Consider the following 18,645-nt stretch of genomic DNA (forward strand, 5'->3'; position numbering starts at 1 on the left):
GCCAGCACACGGCCGTTGGGGCGGTGCTCCAGCAGGTCCCGCTTCCAGTGCGAGACCGGGAACCGGTCCGACGAGTCGGTGAAGTAGACGGCGCAGGGATCAAGCCTGACCGCCCGGAGCCGGGCACGGTCGCCCCCAGCCCCAACCGCAACCACCACCAAGCCCGCCGAACCAGGCAAGCCAGCAAGCCCGCCAACCCGCCAGCCGAACCCCCGACACGCCCGTCGGTCGCAGCCGGTTCAACCGTCCTCCCCCGGGTAGCTGTCAGGCAGGACCGAGGGAGGGCAGCCGGACATGAAGGCGTTGACCTGGCACGGCAAGCGGGACGTACGGGTCGAGGAGGTGCCGGATCCCCGGATCGAGGAGCCGACCGATGCCATCGTCAAGATCACGTCTACGGCGATCTGCGGCTCCGACCTGCACCTGTACGAGGTGCTGGGGCCGTACCTGAAGCCCGGCGACGTCCTGGGTCACGAGCCGATGGGCATCGTCGAGGAGGTCGGGTCGGAGGTGACCGGGCTCAAGCCCGGCGACCGGGTGGTGGTGCCGTTCAACATCTCGTGCGGCAGTTGCTGGATGTGCCGCCGCCAGCTCTACGCCCAGTGTGAGACGACCCAGGTGACCGGCGAGGGCAAGGGCGCGGCGCTGTTCGGCTACACCTCGCTGTACGGTTCGGTGCCCGGGGGGCAGGCCGAGTACCTGCGCGTTCCGCAGGCCCACTTCGGACCGATCGTCATCCCGCAGAGCGGCGCCGACGAGCGGTACCTCTACCTCTCCGACATCCTGCCCACGGCCTGGCAGGCGGTGAGGTACGCGGACACGCCACCGGGCGGGACCCTGGCCGTCTTCGGGCTGGGGCCGGTCGGCCAGTTCTGCGCCCGGATCGGCCGTCACCTCGGCGCCGGCCGGGTCATCGGACTGGACCTGGTGCCCGAGCGGTTGGAGCTGGCTCGCCGGCACGGGATCGAGGTGCTCGACGTCCGCGAGTTGTCCGACGTGCCGGGCGCGCTGATCGACCTGGTCGACGGGCGCGGGCCGGACGCCGTCATCGACGCGGTCGGCATGGAGGCGCACGGTTCGCCGGTCGGAAAGCTGGCCCACGCGGCCGTCGGGCTGCTGCCGGACAAGCTCGCCCAGACGATGACCGACCGGGTCGGCACGGACCGGCTCGCCGTCCTGCACGCCGCCGTGAAGGCGGTCCGTCGCGGCGGCACCGTGTCGCTCTCCGGCGTCTACGGCGGCGAGGCCGACCCGATGCCGATGATGGAGATGTTCGACCGGGGCATCCAGTTGCGCATGGGGCAGTGCCATGTGCGCCGGTGGACCGACGAGATCCTGCCGCTGCTCTCCGGCGACGACGACCCCCTGGGCGTGGAGGACCTGCGCACCCACCGGCTGCCGCTGAGCGAGGCGCCCCGGGCGTACGACATGTTTCAGAAGAAGGAGGACGGCTGCATCAAGGTCGTGCTCGCACCATGAGCCGGGTGGTGGTGGTCGCGGGCGCGACCAGCGGAATCGGCCGGGCGACGGCCCGGGCGTTCGCCGAGCGCGGCGACCGCCTGGTGCTCGCGGCCCGCGCGCCGCAGACCCTTGCCGAGGTACGCGCGGAGTGCGCCGACGTCGAGGTTCTGACCGTACCGACGGACGTCACCGAGGCGGGCGCGCTGGAGGCGCTGGCGGAGGCGGCGATCGAGCGGTTCGGCCGCATCGACGTCTGGGTGCACACCGCGGCGGTGATGGCCTACGGGCGCTTCGACGAGGTGCCGGAGCGGGTGTTCGAACAGGTGGTGCGGACCGATCTGCTGGCCGCCGCGGGTGCGGCCCGGGTGGCGCTGCGGCACTTCCGGGCCACCGGCGCCGGCACGCTGATCCTCACCGGGTCGGTGCTCGGGCACATCACCGCTCCGTACATGAGCGCCTACGTGACCAGCAAGTGGGGGTTGCAGGGGTTGGCCCGGACGATCCAGCAGGAGCTGCGGGACAGCCCGGGGATCCGGCTGTGCCTGGTCAATCCGGGCAGTGTGGACACTCCGGTGTACCAGCAGGCGGCCAACTACCTCGGTCGGGTCGGCCGGCCCCCACCGCCGGTCGCCGGGCCGCAGCGGGTGGCCCGGGCCATCGTCGACTGTGTGGACCGTCCCCGTCGGGAGGTATCGGTGGGCCGGCTGAACGTGGTGCTGCGGGCCGGTTTCACGGTGCTGCCGGGCGTCTACGACGTGCTGGTCGGGCCGTTGATGCGGCTGGCCGGCCTGAGCGGGCGGCCGGTCCCGGCGCACGACGGCACGGTCTTCGCCCCGAACCCGGCCGGCGAGTCGGTCCGCGGCGGCCACCTGCCCGACCTGCGGCAGTTCGTCCGCGCCAGGTCCGGCCCGGCCGTGCAGCTTCGCGGGCCGGCAGTGCAGCTTCGCGGGCCGGCCGCGCGGCTCCGCGGGGCGGCCGCCGACGCGGTCGGCGCCCTGCTGCGCCGACGGCACGGCTGACCTGTTCGGGATCGTTCGGGACTTCTCTGGGGGCATCGTGCGTCGATCAACTCGCCTAGGGTGGTGGGCCGGCAAGCGCTCCGGCGCCCCACGATGGGAGAGACGATTGACCCTCCGACTGAACCGCAGGACGGCACTCGGACTGGGCACAGTGGCCACTGCCGGTACGGTGCTCGGCGCGGCCGCCCCGGCCAGCGCCGCTGAGACCACCGAGGCGGCACCGACCACCCCGGCCCGGGCTGCCAACCGGGTCGCCGCCGCCTTCACCCGGTACAGCACCGAGGCCGGTGGCAACTGGCAGGCGTACGTCAGCGTGGCCGACCCGGCGGGCCCGCCGGTCGTCGCGGTGGCGACGGACGCGGACCGGCGGATCGAGGCGTACAGCGTCAACAAGATCGCGGTGGCCACGGCGGTGTTGGACAAGGTGGACCGCGGGCTGCTGGCGCTGGACCAGCGGGTCGAGGTGACCGCCTCGATCGTGGTGCCGGGTGGCGATGGCATCTTCAGCCTGGACGGCGTGTACCCCAGCAGCGTGACCATCGGGCACGTGCTGGCCAACCTGCTGACCGTCTCCGACGACACGGCGGTGCGGCTGTGCGGGCTGGTCGCCCCTGCCGCCGAGATCAACTCGATCCTGGTGGGCAAGGGTTTCCCGAACACCCAGGTCGAGCCGGTGGCCAACCCGAACCGGTTCTTCCTCGGCACCAGCACCCCCCGGGAGACCCACGACCTGCTGCGCGCCCTGGTCGCCGGCACGCTGCTGTCGCCGGCCTCGACGGCGTACCTGCTCGGGTTGCTGCGCTCCCCGGTGGCCTTCACCGACGGCATCCGGCGCACCATGTCGTCGGACGAGCGGGCCCGGATCGCCACCAAGGCGGGCTGGTTCGCCGACGCCCGGCACGAGGCCGGGGTGATCTTCGACCGGTCCGGCGCGGCGGTGCTGACCTACGCGCTCTTCGCCGACGGGCAGGCCGACCCGGACAACTTCGGCGCGACCCACCCGGCGGTGCAGGCCCGGGCCGCCATGGGTCCGAAGTTCCTGGCGGCGGTGGACCGTCTCGGCGGCACCGGCACGGCGTACCGGACGACCGCCCGCCGACCCAGCAACGGCGGCTGATCCCGCTGCCGGGTCGGTCGTCGGGTGACGACCGGCCCGGTGCGGGCGACCGCCGGGGCGGGAACCGCCCGGGGGAACTACCGTGTAGTGCGGGACACGGCGGAGGGACGGCGATGGCGCCAGCGGAACGCACGAACGGGCAACGGTCGCTCGGGCGACGGATGCGGGGAACGGCAGGGCTGGCCGCGCTCGCCGGCCTGGCCTGGGTGGCCCGGGACGTGCCCGCGGCGCTCGGCGGCCGGCTCGCCGGCGCCCGCGCCGAACGGGCGGCCCGCTCGCCACAGTTTCGCGACGGGACCTTCCACAACCAGGCCGACACCCGCACGATGGTCGCCGAGCCGGGTCGCAACCTGGTCCGGGAGCTGATCTTCGGAAAGCAGAAGCGGCGGCCCACCGCACCCGTGCCGCTGTTGCGCCCCAGCGCGTCGCCGGCCGCCGACACCGCCGACACCGCCGACGAGCTGAACATCGTCTGGTACGGCCACGCCTCGGCGCTCATCGAGATCGAGGGTCGGCGGGTCCTGCTCGACCCGGTGTGGAGTGACCGCTGCTCGCCGTCCGGGCTGGTCGGGCCGCGCCGGCTGCACGAGCCGCCGGTACGCCTGGACGAGCTTCCCCCGCTGGACGCCATCCTGATCTCCCACGACCACTACGACCACCTGGACATGCCCACCGTGCGGGCGCTGGTGGCCGGGCAGTCGGCACCGTTCGTGGTGCCGCTCGGGGTGGGCGCCCACCTGGACCGGTGGGATGTGCCCGCCGAGCGGATCATCGAGCTGGACTGGTCCGAGTCGCACCGGGTCGACGGGTTGGAGATCACCGCCACCGCCGCCCAGCACTTCTCCGGCCGAGGGCTGCGTCGCGACGGCACACTCTGGAGTTCCTGGGTGGTCGCCGGGACCCGACGCAAGGTCTTCTACACCGGCGACTCCGGCTACTTCGCCGGGTACGCGGCGATCGGCGCGGAGCACGGGCCGTTCGACGTGACGCTGATGCAGATCGGCGCGTACGACCGGGCGTGGCCGACCATCCACATGTTCCCGGAGGAGGCGGTCGACGCCCACCTGGACCTGCGCGGCGGGCTGTTCATCCCGGTGCACTGGGCGACGTTCAACCTGGCCCTGCACGACTGGTCCGAGCCGGTGAACCGGCTGTGGGCCGAGGCGAAGGCCCGCGACGTCCGACTGGCCGTGCCCCGCCCCGGCGAGCGGGTGGTCGTCGACGACCCGCCCGCCGTCGACGGGTGGTGGCAGTCCGTCGCCTGACGTCCTCAGGCCAGCGCAGGCACGGCCTGACGTCGTCAGGCAGCGCAGGCACGGCCTGACGGTCGGGTCAGAGCACGAAGGCGTCGGTCCAGAGCGCGCCGGAGCGGCCGGAGAGCGCGTCCAGCATCGCGACCGCCTGGCCGTCGGTGAGCTGCGCGACGAAGTCCACGATGGCGCGGCCCCGGGCGCGGCCGATCCGGTGCGGCGTACGCGGGTGCAGCTCCGCCTCGGCCAGCTCGACCAGGTCGTGCAGCCGACGGGGCAGCCGGGACTCCTCCTCCGGGTCGAGCAGCCACTCCCACAGCGCCTCGACAAGGGTGCCCAGCAGCCGGGCCTGACCACGCTGGTGCAGGGCCAGATCGGGGCGGGCCAGCACGAACCGGTGGTGGACGAACTTGAGCACCTGCACCTCGTGCCACTGCGCGCAGCCGAGCAGCACGTACCCGGAGCGCACCGACGGCTGGTCGGTCACCGTGATCGCCTCGACGAAGCGGGTGGACCAGCGGGCGGAGAACCGCGACACGTACTGCTCCGCCTCGATCGAGCCGTCGAACGGCATCGCCAGCAGCCCGTCCACCAACTCCTCGCGGACGTGCTCGACGGCGGCGGCGAACGCGTCGTCGTCGGCGATCCAGGCGTCCTTGCGGTGCAGCTGCCGGCGCAGCCGCTCGATGGCGGCGCCGGGCCGCCGGGAGGCGGTGGCCATCGCGGCATCGGTGATCGCCCGGAAGTGCCCGCTCTCGCGCTGCCACGCCATCAGCTCGGCCGACACCGCACCCTGCTGGAGCACACCGACCCGGTAGAAGTCCTCCACGTCGTGGATGGCGTACGCGATGTCGTCAGCGGTGTCCATGACGGACGCCTCCACGGTCTGCTGCCAGTCCGGGATGCGGCCGGCGAACGGCTCCCGAGCCTGCCGCAGGTCGTCCAGCTCGGTCCGGTACGCCCCGAACTTCAACGAGCCGCTCTCCGGGTCGTCCGGCGGCGGGGTGGCGCCGCGGGGCGGCGGGTCCAGCAGGCGCGGGTGCGGGTCGGGATAGTCCAGCCGCGTCCACGGGTACTTCAGCATCGCCGCGCGGACCGCGGCGGTCAGGTCCAGCCCGGTGGTGGCCGCGCCCCGGATCTCGGTGCTCGTGACGATCCGGTACGACTGGGCGTTGCCCTCGAACCCGTCGGCGAGGCCGAGGCGCTGGCGGGCCAGCCGGTCGAGCACCCGCTCCCCCAGATGCCCGAACGGCGGGTGGCCGAGGTCGTGGGCGAGCGCCGCGGCCTCCACCACGTCGGGGTCGCAGCCGCCGAGCTTGTCCAGCAGGCCGCGCCACCTGTCGTCGGCCGTCAGGCGCTCGGCGATCGCCCGGGCCACCTGGGCGACCTTCAGGCTGTGCGTGAGCCGGTTGTGCACCAGCAACCCGGAACCGACCGGGCTGATCACCTGGGTGACCCCGCCGAGCCGGGCGAAGAACGGCGAGCCGACGATCCGGTCCCGGTCGGCGCGGAACGGGTTGGCCGTGAGGTCGCCGAGGGCCCGGGCGCTGCCGCCGAAGAGCCGCCGGGCGCGCGGCTCCGCAGGTGATTCCATGATCGCCACGCTAGCGCAGGCCCGGCGGGGGTTGTCGACGGATCAACCCGGACGGGCGCGGTGGGCGAGACGGTGTACCCGGCCGGGCGCGGCGACAGCGGCCGGGGGCGCCCGGCACAATGCAGGCGGTACCCACTCCCGAAGGCGGATCGAGATCGTGACCCAGTCTGTTCATCAGCGGATCGCCGACGAGCTCGGCGTGGCCGAGCGTCAGGTGCGGGCGGCCGTGGAGCTGCTCGACGGCGGCGCCACAGTGCCGTTCATCGCCCGCTACCGCAAGGAGGCCACCGGCCTGCTCGACGACACCCAGCTGCGCACCCTGGAGGAGCGGCTGCGCTACCTGCGGGAGCTGGACGAGCGGCGGGCCGCCGTGCTGGAGTCGATCCGCGGGCAGGGCAAGCTGGACGAGGCCCTGGAAGCGCAGATCATGGCCGCCGACTCGAAGTCGCGGCTGGAGGACATCTACCTGCCGTACAAGCCGAAGCGGCGGACCCGGGCGCAGATCGCCCGCGAGGCCGGGTTGGCGCCGCTGGCCGAGACGCTGCTGGCCGACCCGAGCCAGGATCCGCGAGCCACGGCCGCCGGGTTCGTCGACGCGGACAAGGGTGTCGCCGACGCCGCCGCCGCGCTGGAGGGCGCGCGGGCGATCCTCATCGAGACCTTCGCCGAGGACGCCGACCTGATCGGCACGCTGCGCGAGCAGATGTGGTCGCGGGGCCGTCTGGTGTCGCGGGTACGCGAGGGTCAGGAGACGGCCGGCGCCAAGTTCTCCGACTACTTCGACTTCTCCGAGCCGTACCCGAAGCTGCCCTCGCACCGGATCCTGGCGATGTTGCGGGGCGAGAAGGAGGGCGTGCTCGACCTGACCATGGAACCCGAGGAGGCCGGCGAGGCGGACGCCGTGCCGACGGGCCCGAGCCGGTACGAGGCGGTGATCGCCGGTCGGTTCGGGGTGTCCGACGCCGGCCGCCCGGCCGACCGCTGGCTGGCCGACACGGTCCGCTGGGCGTGGCGTACCCGGATCCTCATCCACCTCGGGGCCGACCTGCGGATGCGGCTGTGGCAGGCGGCCGAGGAGGAGGCCGTACGGGTCTTCGCCACCAACCTGCGTGACCTGCTGCTGGCCGCGCCGGCCGGCACCCGGCCCACGATGGGACTGGACCCGGGCCTGCGCACCGGGGTGAAGGTGGCAGTGGTGGACGCCACCGGCAAGGTGCTCGCCACCGACACGATCTACCCGCACGAGCCACGTCGACAGTGGGACGCGTCGATCGAGACCCTGGCCCGGCTGGCCGGGGCGCACGGGGTGGAGCTGGTCGCGATCGGCAACGGCACCGCCTCGCGGGAGACCGACAAGCTGGCCGGCGACCTGATCAAGCGGCACCCGCAGCTCAACCTGACCAAGGTGATGGTGTCCGAGGCCGGCGCGTCGGTCTACTCCGCGTCCGCGTACGCCTCACAGGAGCTGCCGGGGATGGACGTGTCGCTGCGCGGCGCGGTCTCCATCGCCCGCCGCCTCCAGGACCCGCTCGCCGAGCTGGTCAAGATCGACCCACGCTCGATCGGCGTCGGGCAGTACCAGCACGACCTGTCCGAGGTGAAGCTGTCCCGGTCGCTGGACGCGGTCGTGGAGGACTGCGTCAACGCGGTCGGCGTGGACGTCAACACGGCCTCCGCGCCGCTGCTGACCCGGGTCTCCGGGATCGGGGCCGGGCTGGCCGAGAACATCGTGCTGCACCGGGACGCCAACGGGCCGTTCCGCTCGCGGACCGAGCTGAAGAAGGTGGCCCGGCTCGGGCCGAAGGCGTTCGAGCAGTGCGCCGGCTTCCTGCGCATCCCCGACGGCGACGACCCGCTGGACTCCTCCAGCGTGCACCCCGAGGCGTACCCGGTGGTGCGGCGCATCCTGGCGAGCACCGGTCAGGACCTGCGCTCGGTGATCGGCCGGAGCGCGATCCTGCGCGGGCTGCGGGCCACCGACTTCGTCGACGACCGGTTCGGCCTGCCCACCGTCACCGACATCCTCGCCGAGTTGGAGAAGCCGGGCCGCGACCCGCGACCGGAGTTCCGCACCGCCACCTTCGTCGAAGGCGTGGAGAAGATCGGTGACCTGACGCCGGGCATGGTGCTGGAGGGTGTGGTCACCAACGTGGCCGCCTTCGGCGCGTTCGTCGACGTCGGGGTCCACCAGGACGGTCTGGTGCACGTGTCGGCGATGTCCCGGACCTTCGTGAAGGACCCCCGCGAGGTGGTCAAGTCCGGCGACGTGGTCAAGGTCAGGGTGCTCGACGTGGACGTACCCCGCAAGCGGATCTCGCTGACCCTGCGCCTGGACGACGAGCCCGCCGCCGCCGGTGGCGGCGGTCGGACGAGTCAGGAGGGCCGCGGCGGCCCGGCGCAGCGCGGACCGCAGGGTGGACGCGGCGGACAGGACGGTCGCGGCGGGTCCGGTGGCGGCGGCGGGTCCGGCGGGTCCGGCGGTCGCGGCGGGTCCGGCGGTCGCGGCGGCCAGGGCGCACGGGGCGGGCAGCAGCGGCAGGGCGCGCCGGCGCCAGCGAACGACGCGATGGCGGAGGCTCTGCGCCGCGCAGGATTGGCCTGATCCGTCAGCCAGCGCGAGGAAGCGCCGGGGATGCCCCGCAGGGGCGGTCATCCTCGGCGCCTCCCGAGCCCGGTCGCGCGGTGACCGACTCGCCGGGCCATCGGCGGGCACTGTCGAGCTGCCCCACCGGTGGGGCGCGCGAGCTGCCCCACGCCCCCAACCGCCCGCCCGACCCACGGCCTGGCTGGGCGCCTGCGGCTCCCGGTTTCGGTGCAGATCTTGGACAGTTTCCGTTCGGCGCGGACGGAAACTGTCCAAGATCTGGAGTTGTCGGCCTTTCCAGGCGAGCCCGCCCCAGATCTGGGGCAGCTCGACAGGGGGCGTTCGAAGGTCGGGTGCCGAGCGCGGCCATCCGTGACCACGCCAGCCAGCGGCAGCCGGCGAGGCGGGCAGCGAGGCGGGCAGCGAGGCGGGCGGGAAACGGGTCGCGTGTCGGCGGGCTTCTGGGTGATGATCTCGCGGTGCGAATGCATGCCGACCAGGTGGACGTGAGCGCGGACGTGGTTGCCGCGCTGGTGGCCGAACAGTTTCCGCGCTGGCGCGGTCTGCCGGTGCGCCCCCTCCGTTCGGCCGGCACCGTGAACGCCCTGTTCCGGCTCGGCACGGAATTCGTGCTGCGGTTTCCGCTGCGCCCCTCCGCCGACCCCGCGCTGCGCGACACGCTGCGGCAGGAGCAGGAACACGCTGTGCTGCTCGCCGCGCACCTGCCGATCGCGGTGCCCGAACCGCTCGCCCTCGGTGCGCCGGGTGACGGGTACCCCGGGTGGTGGACGGCGTACCGGTTCATTCCCGGGGAGACGGCCCAGCCCGATCGGATCGACGACCCGGACGTCTTCGCCCGTGACCTGGCCACCGTCGTGGTCGCCCTGCACGGCGTCGACACCGGCGGACGGTCGTGGCCGGGGTTCGGCCGGGGCGGGCCCCTGGCGGACCAGGATGCCGACGTACGGGCAGCCCTCGCCGTCAGCGGCGAACTCACCGACACCGCCGCGCTCGCCGAGGTGTGGGACCGGTGCCGGAACGCGCGCCGGGACGACCCGGTCGACGTATGGATCCACGCCGACCTGATGCCGGGCAACCTGCTCGTGCGCGATGGGCGGCTGGCCGCGGTCATCGACCTGGAGTTGGTCCAGGTCGGCGACCCCGCGGTGGATCTGATGCCCGCGTGGAACCTGTTGGACCCCGGGTCGCGGGAGACGTACCGGCGGGCGTTGGGCGTGGACGACGCCACCTGGGAGCGGGGGCGCGGCTGGGCCCTGGCGCAGGCGATCAACGCGCTGCCGTACTACGTCGAGACCAACCTGGTGATGGCCGCGATCGCCCGGCGCACCCTGCGGGCCGTGCTCGACTGAGTCGGGGCGTACCGTCGGCTCGTGGGTGAGGACGACGGCCGCGAGTGGCGGGAGCGGCAGCAGCGCGCGGTGCGGGCGCACGCCGACGCGGACGCGCGGCGGCGGGCCGCCGAGCAGGCGCAGGCCGCGGAGCTGGTGGCCTGGTTCGTGGCCGAGGCGACCCGGCGAGGGCTGCGCACCACCCGGCTGGTCGCCCGGGGTTACGACGGGCGCCGGCGCTACCGGACCAGGCTGACCGGCTGGTACGTCGACCGGGCCGAGACCCGGGCGGTGGACGTGGCCGGCCGGTTCCACCTGCTGACCGTGCCGGGCGGTCTGCGGGCCCGGCTGTTCGGCGTCGACCCGGAGCCCAGCCCGGCGCCGTTGGTGGTGGGGGCCGGTGGCCGCGACGGCGAGTCGATCCCGTTGCGGACCCTGCTCAACCGGCGGCTGGCCGACGGGACCGACGGGCCAGGTTCCACCACCAGAGCTGCTGCACCACGAGCGTGAGCAGCCCGGCCAGGACGATCGCGCACACGTTGATCACCAGCTGGAGGGCCGAGCCGCCGGCCTCGTCCCACACTCCGTAGGCGGCGGCCACCGCCACGTTCGCCGCGGCCGGGACCGTGGTCACCGAGATCAGCACCCCGACCAGGCTGCCCGACTTCTTCGACGTCAACGAGAGCATCCCGGCCACGCCGGCGAGTAGACCGACCACCCAGGACAGCGCGTCCGGCCGCCAGATGAAGTCGGTGAGCGGGCGTTCGGCGAGCAGCATCTCCCGACTGACCAGGCCGGCTGCGGTCAGCGCCCAGGTGCTCAGCACGGTCGCCACCATGGCCGCCAGGAAGCCGACCACGAGAGCCTGCACCGAGCGGCCGATCACCCCGAGCCGGCGGCGCAGCAACGCCACGCACAGCGCGGCGAGGGGGCCGAACTCCGGACCGACGACCATCGCCCCGACGATGAGAATCGGCTGGTCCAGCAGCACCCCGATGCCGGCGATCATGGTGGCCACCACGATCAGTACGAGGTACGTGCCGGACAGTTCCGTCTGCTCGCCGGTCTTCGCGGCGATCTCGTCCCAGACCACCGCGTCCGCGCCACTGCCCGGTGCCCGGTCCGCCGCCCGGTCGGCCGCCGCGGAGATGGTCAGCTCGATGTCCTCGGCCGCGATGCCGCCGCTGGAGTCCACGCCGATCCGCCGCAACTCCCGCAGCACGCGGTCGGCGCTCTCCCGCACCACGTCGCAGAGGATGAGATCACCCTGCGGTTGCCGGGCGGCACCCGGCAGCACAGCGAGGTGAGTCACCCCCGCCTCTGCGGAGAGTAGGTCGACGACCTCGGTCGATCTGCTCTCCGGGGTGATCACCCTCAGGTGCAGCACGCGCCATCCCCTCGCCGGTCCGGCCGGTGCTTCCCTCGCCCGACCGGCCGTCGCGACTCTACAGCTCGCTCCGTCGTGACCGGGAGCTGCACAAGGCCGAGGTCACAATGTGCGCCTCGGCCTGGTCGGAGACTGCTGCACCGGGGTCAGCGCCGCCGGTGACTCTCCATCGCCTCGCCCAGCGCCCGCTCGACCCGCTCGGCGCCGGCGGCGATGGAGAAGACCCGGTCGTAGTGCGCCCGACCGGCCTGACCGAGCAACTCGAGCTTCTCCCGGCCCAGGTCGCAGAGTTCCCGCAGGGCATCGGCGATCGAGTCGGGGTCACCCGGTCGAGCGGTGATACCCGCGCCGCTGTCCCGCGCGACGGCGGCGGCGTCCCCTTCCGCGGCGACCAGCAGGGCCCGCCCGGCGGCGAGGGTGGCCTGCACCTTGCTCGGCATCGTGTACGCCGACATGCCGCCGGGCCGCAGGCTCACGTAGTGCGCGTCACCGGTGGCCATCAGCGCGGGCATCCGTTCCCGGGGCACCCGCCCGAGGAACCGCACGTGTGTCACGTTCGCTTCCTCGGCCCGGCGTCGTAGCCGCTCCTCGGTGGTTCCGGAGCCGGCGATCAGGCAGACCAGCCGCGGGTCGCGGAGCCGGGCGCAGGCGTCGATGAGTGGGTCGAGCCCCTGCGCCTCGCCCAGCGTGCCGGCGTACACCAGCACCACCTGGTCGTCGCGGAGCCCGAGTTCGGCGCGCAGGTCCGCGACGCCGGTACGCGGTGTCTCGTCTGCCCACACTGGAATGTGGACGAGCTTCTCCCGGGGTACGCCCCGGCTGGCGAGCAGGTCGGCGGCGCCGGGCGCGACGTACGCGATCCGGCCGGCGCTGCGGTACATCCCACCGCACCAGCCGGCCATTCCCCGCTCGATCATCCGTGACACCCGGTCGGTGCCGAGGAAGCCGCTGGCCACCGCGCTGTCGGGCCACAGGTCCAGCACGTGCAGCAGCACCGGCACCCGCTGCACATACCGGGTGAACCACATGGGCACCGCCACGCTGATCGGTGAGTTCCCGACCCAGAGGGCGTCCAGGCCGCGCAGCGCCGACGTACCGGAGACCAGCGCGGAGGCGGCGAACGAGCCGTAGTTGGCCATCCGTCGCAGGGCGGAACGGTCGTGGCTGGGATAGAGGGCCACCCGGCGGATCCGGGTCGGCCCGTCCACCTCGTCGAGGCGGCGGGTCACCCGGTAGCCGGGCGCCAACTCGCCGGTGGGGTAGTTGGGGAAGCCGGTGAGGACCTGGACCTCGTGCCCCCGATGGGCGAGGGCGCGGGCGAGCATTCCGGGGAGGGCGGCGGCGCCCGGCTCCGGGTCGAACCACTGGGTGAGCAGGCCGATCCGCATCGGCCTCACCTCGCCGCTGAGCCGGCGACGGGGCGGGTGGACTGCTCCCCGTCTGCCTGCCACAGCGTGGTCAGCGACTCACCGAGGTCGTACGCGGGCGCCCACCCGAGCACCCGGTTCGCGCGTTCGATGTCGGCGCACATCCAGGGCACGGCGGCCGAGCGGCTGGCATCCGGCGCGAAGCTGCCGTCGCGGATGTCACCGGAGAAGCCGGACACCTCGGCCAGCAGTTGGACGACGTCGCGCGTCGCCACCGCCTTTCCGCTGCCCACGTTGAAGACCCGCGCGGGCCCCGGCCGGCAGTGCGCGGCGGCGAGGACCGCCGTGGCGACGTCCCGCACGTCGACGAAGTCCCGGTACGTGTCGTGCAGGCCCACGGCGATCTCCTCCGTTCCGGTGGCGACCGCCGACCTCACCATCGCGGTCACCCGAGTGAGCACGTTGCCCGGCGGCATTCCCGGGCCGACCGGGTTGAAGATCCGCAACACCATCGTGTCGAGTCGGCCGGCCCCGCCCGCCAGCTCCGCCAACCGGGTGGCGGCCAGGTGGCTGAGCCCGTACTCGCTGACGGGTGTGCCCGGGTACTCCTCGGTGACGGCGAGGCCGTGCGGCACGGTCCCGTACTCGGCGGCCGAGCCGAGGCGGATCAGGCGGGCACCGGGGGCGGCGGCGGCCACCGCCTCGATCAGTTTCGCGGTCGCGACGACGTGCGCCTGCACGAAGTCGTACCCGGAGCCGACGATCCGTCCGGCCGCCGTCACCACCGTGTCCGGTCGCTCCCGGGCGACCAGCGCGGTCAGGTCGCGCAGCTCGATCCGGACCAGGTCACACTCCGCCCGGGTGATCGACCGGACGGTGGTGTGGGCGGCCAGCGCCGTCCGGATGTGCCGGCCGAGGAATCCACCGGCGCCCAACAGCAGGACCCGGTTCATCGCCGGTGGGCGGAGTCGTGGTCGGCGGTCGCCCGCGCGGGCGGGTTGCCGGTGAACTCGTGCCAGGTGGCGGCCCCCGGCGCGGAGATTCCCTGGCGGCTGAGCACCACCCAGACGGTGGCCAGGACGATCCGCAGGTCCAGCAGGAAGGACCGGCGGTCGACGTACTCGACGTCGTAGGCGAACTTCGCGCCCCAGTCCAGCGCGTTACGGCCGCGTACCTGGGCCAGCCCGGTGATGCCCGGTCGCACGTCGTGCCGACGGGCCTGTTCGGAGTTGTAGAGGCTGAGGTAGCGGACGAGGTGCGGGCGGGGACCGACCACGCTCATCTCGCCCCGCAGCACGTTCCAGAACTCCGGCAACTCGTCGAGGCTGCTGGCCCGCAGCCAGCGGCCCACCCGGGTCAGGCGGTCCGCGTCGCTCACCAGCCCCCGGTCCGGGTCGGGGTGGCGCATCGTCCGGAACTTGACCACCTCGAACAGCTTGCCGTGCAGCCCGGGGCGGGTGTGCCGGAACAGCACCGGCCGCCCGTGCGCCACCAGCACGACCAGGGCCACCAGCGCCAGCACGGGAGCGCCGAGCAGCAGGACGAGAAGAGCGCCGAGGACGTCGAGCAGCCGCTTCCAGCGATCGTAGGGCCGCCGACTCGTCGTGCCGTTCCGAGGGGTTTCCCGACCGGTCGCCAGGCCGGAAGCACCGGCGCGCTGATTCGCCGCGTGGAGAGCAACTTTTGGCATAGGAGTACGCATACCACCTTTTCCAAGCACCAACTCCGTCTTTGGCGCTAACGACTCAGGGGCGTCGACAATGGTGGGCCGAACGGCTACTTCGGCAGCGCCGGTCACTGTTCGTGTAATTGTCGAAGGGCCACTGTGAGCATCGAACGCGACTCTAGTTCCTCTTAGCTGAAGAGGTCACAGCGTCTCTTGTGCACGCGTAGGGTCGCGTTCGACGAGAATCCGATTCCCGAGGACGGCACCCCGGGAAACAGGCAGGAGAAGATGTGGTTTCCTCGCTTTCGGACCGGCGATTCCTGATCACCGGTGGCACCGGATCCTTCGGCCAGACGATGGTCTCCCGACTGCTCGACGCCGGGGCCGCCGAGGTGCGCGTATTCAGCCGTGACGAGTCGAAACAGGACGCGATGCGGCACCGCCTCGGTGACGACCGGGTCCGCTACTACGTCGGCGACGTCCGGGACTACGACAGTGTACTCAAGGCCGCGCGGGGAATGGAGTTCGTCTTTCACGCCGCGGCTCTCAAGCAGGTTCCCTCCTGCGAGTTCTTCCCGATGGAGGCCGTGCGCACCAATGTGCTCGGCAGCGCGAACGTGGTGGACGCCTGCGAGCGGGTCGGCGTCGAGGCGCTGGTGCTGCTGAGCACCGACAAGGCCGTCTATCCGGTCAACGCGATGGGCATGACCAAGGCCCTCATGGAGAAGGTCGCGCAGGCGCACTCCCGCAACAATCCCCACGCCCGCACCCGGGTCTGCTGCGTGCGCTACGGCAACGTCATGTACTCGCGCGGATCGGTGATCCCGCTGTTCATCGACCAGATCCTGCGGGGCGGGCTGCCGACGGTCACCGAGCCGTCGATGACCCGGTTCCTGATGTCCCTGCCGCAGTCGGTCGACCTGGTGGAGCACGCCTTCCGGTACGGCCAGCCGGGTGACGTCTTTATCCGCAAGGCCGACGCCTGCACCATCGGCGATCTGGCCACCGCGCTGTGCAACCTGTTCCGGGTCCCGGCGAAGTTCAACGTGCTCGGCATCCGGCACGGGGAGAAGCTGTACGAGACCCTGGCCAGCCGCGAGGAGCTCGCCCACGTCGAGGATCTCGGCGAGTTCCTCCGGGTGCCGGTGGACAGCCGCGACCTCAACTACTCCCTCTACTTCGAGGAGGGCGACGTCGAGAGCGGCAACCTGGCCGACTTCCACTCGCACAACGCCCGGCGGCTGTCCGTACCGGAGATCGAGGCGCTGCTGCTGACGCTGCCCGAGGTGCGGGCGCAGGTGGAGGCCGCGGCGGCGGCGGTCGTAACGGCATGAGCACCGGTACCGGTGGCCGGCGACCGGAGCTGGTCCCCCGCCGACGCAGCGGTCCCGGCGAGGAGGAGCCGCGCCCGACGCGACGGGTCCTCGTCGTCGGCGTCACCGGCATGCTCGGCCACGCGGTCATCCGCGAGCTCAGCGATGCTCCGGACCTCGACGTCCACGGCGTCGCCCGGAGCATCGAGGACCGCGCGGGGTGGTACCCCCGGCGCCTGCTCGACCGGATCACCCCGGCCGTCGACGCGACCCGGTTCGGCCAGCTCCGGCAGCTTATCGAGGACCTGCGGCCGGACGTCGTGGTCAACTGCGTGGGTGTGATCAAGCAACGCCCGGACGTGCAGGACGCGGTGCAGACGGTTACGCTCAACGCGCTCTTCCCGCACCTGCTCGCCGACGCCTGCGGGCAACTCGGCAGCCGCCTGATCCACGTCAGCACCGACTGCGTCTTCTCCGGCCGGCGGGGCGGCTACGTCGAGGACGACCTGCCGGACCCACCCGACCTCTACGGGCGGTCCAAGCTGCTGGGTGAGGCGCGTGGCGGTTCCGCGCTCACCCTCCGCACATCGATCATCGGACACGAGCTGGTCACGAACCGCTCGCTTGTGGACTGGTTCCTCTCCCAGCGGGGGCAGGTACGCGGCTTCACCCGGGCCATCTACAGCGGCGTGACGACAGTCGAGTTCGCCTGCCTGCTCCGGACGGTGATCCTGCCCCGCACGGAGCTGACCGGGCTCTACCACGTGGCCGCCGAGCCGATCTCCAAGTACGACCTGCTCCGCCTGATCGCCGAGGTGTACGGGTGGCCCGGTGACATCGTGCCGGACGACCAGTTCACCTGCGACCGGTCGATGAACGCGGACGCTCTCGCCCAGGCCACCGGCTATCGGCCACCGAACTGGCCGGACATGATCCGGGCGATGCACGCCGCCAGGGCCCGCTGGGCTGTCGAACCGGCCCAACCGGGCCTACAGGACGCGCCTCGCTGAGGGCTGTCCACCCGACGACCGCCGGCATCGCCAGCGGCCGGACTTCGAAGGACATCACGTGGGAAACCGGATAGGCCAACTGGGCCTGCTCGTCGGCGCGGCGTGTCTCGTGGTGGTCACCACCATCGCGGCCATCACCGTCCCGTTGGTCGCGACCGGGTTGGTGGCGCTGGTGCTGCTGCTCGCCTTCACCCGGCGGGTGGACGGCTGGCGGTGGATGCTGGCCCTGACCATGGGCCTCCTGGTTTGCGCCTCGTCCAATATGCCGGCGCTGGTCGAGGCCAGCTTCTATCCCCGGTACGCGGCGGTCGCCGGCCTGGTCCTCTGGGGGCTCTGCCTACCGGGCCGGACGCCGGCCCGCACCGATGTCTGGACCCGCGTGTTCGTCGCGGCGCTCTGGGCGATGGCCGGCCTCGCCACGGTGAGCTTCGCCTGGTCGGTGGTTCCGATGGAGACCCTCCAGCGGGGTGTCGCGCTGCTGCTGCTGGCCGCCCTGGTGCACGTCCTCATCCGGCGGCGGTGGCCAGACCGGACGGTCATGATGGCTGACCTGCACGTGGTCTACCTGGTCCTCACGGCGTCCATCGTGGTCAGTCTCGGCATCGGCTTCGCCGACGGCACGCTCGTCGCGGCGACCTCCAGCGTCACCCGGTTCCAGGGCCTCTTCAACAACCCGAACATGCTCGGCATCGTCTGCGCCCTGACGATCCCGTTGGGCTGGGCGGTCTACCGGCAGTCCCGGCGGCACGTCGCACTGCTCGGCATGATGCCGGCCGCCGCCAGCCTCCTGCTGTCCCAGTCGCGTACCGCGCTGATCGCCGTGCTCGTCGGCGCGCTCTGGCTGGTGCTGCGCTACGGGTTCGGCCGGATGGTCCGGCTGGCCGCGGGGGTGACCGCCCTGCTGCTGATGGCACAGCTGCTGAACCTGCTGCCCACCATCTTCGCCGCACCCTGGATGCGCCAGTTCGCGCTGCGTTTCACCGACCCGACCGGCGGCGACCTGTCCAACGGGCGGACCCAGATGTGGCAGGCGACGATCGACCTGTGGTGGCAGAACCGCCCCACGCTGGGCTTCGGGTACGCGTCGCGGAACCACCTGTTCGAGCTCGCCAGCGCCGACGAGTTCTTCGGCGCCGTCGGCGTCAGCGTGGTGCACAACAGCTACCTCCAGTTGCTGCTGGAGTTGGGGCTTGCCGCCGTGCCGCCGCTGCTACTGCTGCTGCTGGCCGCCGGGCGGGTAGTCCTGCGGGCGCCGGTACGCCGGGCCGACGCGGGTCTGGTCTGGCTCGTCGTCACCGGCCTGCTGATCCAGGTCACCGAGTCGGCGATGTTCGGCACCGGCCAGACCTACCCGTACGTGTTCTGGACCGTGGTCGCCGCCGCGCTGCTGCACCTGCCGAAGAAGCGGAACCCCGTCGACCGGGACGCCGCCGTCCGCGCCGGCCTGCCCCACGCGGAGGCACGCCAGCGGCGGGCCGGCGTGTTCGACGACGAGGCGCCGCGCCGACCCACCGCCGTGCTGCGCTAG

15 protein-coding genes are annotated in these 18,645 nt (G+C 72.6%); 10 read left to right on the forward strand and 5 right to left on the reverse strand.

Annotated elements, in window-relative coordinates:
• The first annotated feature begins 294 nt into the window (after window positions 1-294).
• From ABZU53_RS22690 to ABZU53_RS22705, 4 genes are all read left to right on the forward strand, one after another.
• On the forward strand, window positions 295-1,479 hold the full coding sequence (locus ABZU53_RS22690; RefSeq protein WP_355067285.1) for a zinc-dependent alcohol dehydrogenase: 1,185 nt from the start codon (window positions 295-297) through the stop codon (window positions 1,477-1,479).
• Entirely contained in the window at window positions 1,476-2,480 is a 1,005-nt protein-coding gene (locus tag ABZU53_RS22695; RefSeq protein ID WP_355067286.1) for an SDR family NAD(P)-dependent oxidoreductase, read from the forward strand. Before ABZU53_RS22690 ends, ABZU53_RS22695 begins: the two co-directional genes overlap by 4 nt.
• A gap of 106 nt (window positions 2,481-2,586) precedes the next feature.
• Window positions 2,587-3,597: a serine hydrolase gene (locus ABZU53_RS22700; protein ID WP_355067288.1), complete on the forward strand. Its 1,011-nt coding sequence runs from the start codon at window positions 2,587-2,589 to the stop codon at window positions 3,595-3,597.
• Window positions 3,598-3,710: 113 nt separating this feature from the next.
• The gene (locus ABZU53_RS22705; protein ID WP_355067290.1) at window positions 3,711-4,862 is read left to right on the forward strand and encodes an MBL fold metallo-hydrolase; all 1,152 of its coding nucleotides are present in this window, start codon (window positions 3,711-3,713) and stop codon (window positions 4,860-4,862) included.
• Between the two features lie 67 nt (window positions 4,863-4,929).
• Here the strand turns inward: ABZU53_RS22705 and dgt are convergent, their stop codons facing one another.
• Window positions 4,930-6,441, reverse strand: coding sequence for a dGTP triphosphohydrolase (gene dgt, locus ABZU53_RS22710; protein WP_355067292.1), 1,512 nt, complete (start codon window positions 6,439-6,441; stop codon window positions 4,930-4,932).
• Between the two features lie 157 nt (window positions 6,442-6,598).
• Between dgt and ABZU53_RS22715 the strand changes: the two genes are divergently transcribed.
• The 3 genes from ABZU53_RS22715 to ABZU53_RS22725 all read left to right on the forward strand — a co-directional run bounded on the left by ABZU53_RS22715 (window position 6,599) and on the right by ABZU53_RS22725 (window position 10,884).
• Window positions 6,599-9,043 (forward strand): Tex family protein, encoded by a 2,445-nt coding sequence (locus tag ABZU53_RS22715; protein WP_355067293.1) that lies wholly within the window; start codon window positions 6,599-6,601, stop codon window positions 9,041-9,043.
• 467 nt (window positions 9,044-9,510) lie between these two features.
• Window positions 9,511-10,395, forward strand: a complete 885-nt coding sequence (locus ABZU53_RS22720; RefSeq protein ID WP_355067371.1) for an aminoglycoside phosphotransferase family protein — start codon at window positions 9,511-9,513, stop codon at window positions 10,393-10,395.
• A gap of 21 nt (window positions 10,396-10,416) precedes the next feature.
• Window positions 10,417-10,884 (forward strand): hypothetical protein, encoded by a 468-nt coding sequence (locus tag ABZU53_RS22725; RefSeq protein WP_355067295.1) that lies wholly within the window; start codon window positions 10,417-10,419, stop codon window positions 10,882-10,884.
• Here ABZU53_RS22725 and ABZU53_RS22730 read toward each other — a convergent pair.
• The 4 genes from ABZU53_RS22730 to ABZU53_RS22745 all read right to left on the reverse strand — a co-directional run bounded on the left by ABZU53_RS22730 (window position 10,814) and on the right by ABZU53_RS22745 (window position 14,818).
• Complete coding sequence (locus tag ABZU53_RS22730; protein WP_355067297.1) at window positions 10,814-11,761, reverse strand: DUF389 domain-containing protein; 948 nt, start codon at window positions 11,759-11,761, stop codon at window positions 10,814-10,816. The genes ABZU53_RS22725 and ABZU53_RS22730 overlap by 71 nt on opposite strands.
• Before the next feature lie 146 nt (window positions 11,762-11,907).
• Complete coding sequence (locus tag ABZU53_RS22735; RefSeq protein WP_355067298.1) at window positions 11,908-13,149, reverse strand: glycosyltransferase family 4 protein; 1,242 nt, start codon at window positions 13,147-13,149, stop codon at window positions 11,908-11,910.
• 5 nt (window positions 13,150-13,154) lie between these two features.
• On the reverse strand, window positions 13,155-14,081 hold the full coding sequence (locus ABZU53_RS22740) for an NAD(P)-dependent oxidoreductase (protein WP_355067300.1): 927 nt from the start codon (window positions 14,079-14,081) through the stop codon (window positions 13,155-13,157).
• Window positions 14,078-14,818, reverse strand: coding sequence for a sugar transferase (locus ABZU53_RS22745; RefSeq protein WP_355067302.1), 741 nt, complete (start codon window positions 14,816-14,818; stop codon window positions 14,078-14,080). Before ABZU53_RS22745 ends, ABZU53_RS22740 begins: the two co-directional genes overlap by 4 nt.
• A 266-nt stretch (window positions 14,819-15,084) precedes the next feature.
• On the opposite strand from ABZU53_RS22745, the gene ABZU53_RS22750 reads away from it, so the two are divergent.
• Genes ABZU53_RS22750 through ABZU53_RS22760 form a run of 3 tightly spaced genes read left to right on the forward strand, consistent with a single transcriptional unit; the run spans window position 15,085 to window position 18,645 of the window.
• The gene (locus tag ABZU53_RS22750) at window positions 15,085-16,128 is read left to right on the forward strand and encodes a polysaccharide biosynthesis protein (RefSeq protein ID WP_354856776.1); all 1,044 of its coding nucleotides are present in this window, start codon (window positions 15,085-15,087) and stop codon (window positions 16,126-16,128) included.
• Window positions 16,125-17,117, forward strand: a complete 993-nt coding sequence (locus tag ABZU53_RS22755) for an SDR family oxidoreductase (RefSeq protein ID WP_355067304.1) — start codon at window positions 16,125-16,127, stop codon at window positions 17,115-17,117. The genes ABZU53_RS22750 and ABZU53_RS22755 overlap by 4 nt, the downstream gene beginning before the upstream one ends.
• 58 nt (window positions 17,118-17,175) lie before the next feature.
• Window positions 17,176-18,645 carry an O-antigen ligase family protein gene (locus ABZU53_RS22760; protein ID WP_354856771.1) on the forward strand — a complete coding sequence of 490 codons (1,470 nt, stop codon included), beginning with the start codon at window positions 17,176-17,178 and terminating at the stop codon, window positions 18,643-18,645.

It is taken from the genome of Micromonospora sp. NPDC005194 (genome assembly GCF_040608335.1).
Lineage (GTDB): Bacteria > Actinomycetota > Actinomycetes > Mycobacteriales > Micromonosporaceae > Micromonospora.